The following is a 1,459-nucleotide window of genomic DNA, read 5'->3' on the forward strand; positions in this document are numbered from 1 at the left end:
CAAATTTGTCTGGAACAAATTTGAACAACGCGTTAGCGTTGGCCCTGCAAGGGTGAGTCTCAAGGATGAGACGAATACAGAAATTCGGTGGTTTTACCATCCACGGTTTTGCTAGTACGCCGATTAAAGGCATCATAAGTATAGGTGATTATGAGCCCCGTCGGCTTAATCACTTTGATTAACCGATGCCGGCTGTCGTACTCATAGTGGGTGACTAGACTGTGGTCTTTTCCGCGCTTTTCAGCAATCAGATTACCAAAGCGGTCATACTCAAAAATCGTCTGTCCAAAAGTATTATACGGAGATTGGTATTTTCAGTAAAAATGTTACCAGACTACTATTTTGTTTTTTAATTACCATGTAAATTTTTTATCTTCACATTTATATAAAATTTTAGCTACATATATAGTAAAGGAGGAACTACAATTAGGGCATTTTTTTAAATTAACCCTGTGTAATTTTTTTTCTAACAAATCAAGTTTAGAGCTATCTGGTTTACCACTTTTATCTAAAATAATATAAATCGCTCCAGGATCAATGACTAATGAAACATATTCTTGATGACAAGTAAAACAAACCACTCTTTGAATATATGTTTTAATTGAATTGATGAAATCTTGATCATTAAAAGTATCATTAATTACTTTTTGATCTAACACGTTTAAATCAATATCATAATTTGGCCATACAATACAATAAGGAGCATCATAAAATGTGATATTTTCTTTTTGATTTTTTGGAAATTGAGGGCGTTTAAAAATAGCTAATCGTGTATTATTTCCATTCTGTATTATTTTATAGAGCTCATCCGGAAGATCGTTATCACGTAATAAAGGCATATTATAATATGAATCTATAATTTTAGTTTTGAATAAGAATTCCACTTCTGTGAAGTTTTTATCATTAGGAAAAATATATTTAAACTCTACTCCTTCTGCTTTTATCCATTTCATGGCTTTACTCCATTAATAATTAAATATTCTGACTCTGTTGAAGTTTCTAAAATTTGTTGTATAACTTTGCTCCTTGGAATTTTTATATGCAAAATTGTACTACCGAATCTTTGTGCTATCTCTTTATTTGTAGAGAAAGATATTAGAGATCTTCCACCAGAAATTGAATAGATTTCTTGGCCAAATTCACCATGAGCAAGTACATATTGTTCTATGCTTCCCCATTCCTTAATTGCTTTTGCATGAACATATTTAGTTTCAATAATAGCTTTACTTAAAGCATCTCTTATCGGTATATTAGAAAATCGTGCAGCATAATAAGTATTTGCTCCTGTTTGACTTAAAATCCAACCAGTTTCATCATATAATAATAATTCTGCTTCAAATTTTGTTCCTCTGTAAAGTTCTATTAAATCCAATCCTAACGGATCTATTCCGCTAATAGGATTATTACCTACATATCGATATAGATTGATATCACTTAAAATCCCTATTGGATCTTGAGT

Annotated in this window: 3 protein-coding genes; all 3 read right to left on the bottom strand. The window is 31.3% G+C overall.

Features of this window, described 5'->3' with window-relative positions:
* Window positions 1-59: 59 nt before the first annotated feature.
* Window positions 60-278: an RHS repeat domain-containing protein gene (locus GA0061080_RS13380; RefSeq protein ID WP_091126230.1), complete on the bottom strand. Its 219-nt coding sequence runs from the start codon at window positions 276-278 to the stop codon at window positions 60-62.
* A 75-nt stretch (window positions 279-353) separates the two neighbouring features.
* Window positions 354-953 carry a hypothetical protein gene (locus tag GA0061080_RS12220; protein WP_091126234.1) on the bottom strand — a complete coding sequence of 200 codons (600 nt, stop codon included), beginning with the start codon at window positions 951-953 and terminating at the stop codon, window positions 354-356.
* The coding region (locus tag GA0061080_RS12225; RefSeq protein ID WP_209435852.1) for an NAD(+)--dinitrogen-reductase ADP-D-ribosyltransferase at window positions 950-1,459 on the bottom strand (510 nt) is incomplete at its 5' end. The genes GA0061080_RS12225 and GA0061080_RS12220, both read right to left, overlap by 4 nt.

It is taken from the genome of Gilliamella intestini (genome assembly GCF_900094935.1).
In the GTDB taxonomy this organism is placed as follows: Bacteria; Pseudomonadota; Gammaproteobacteria; order Enterobacterales; family Orbaceae; genus Gilliamella; species Gilliamella intestini.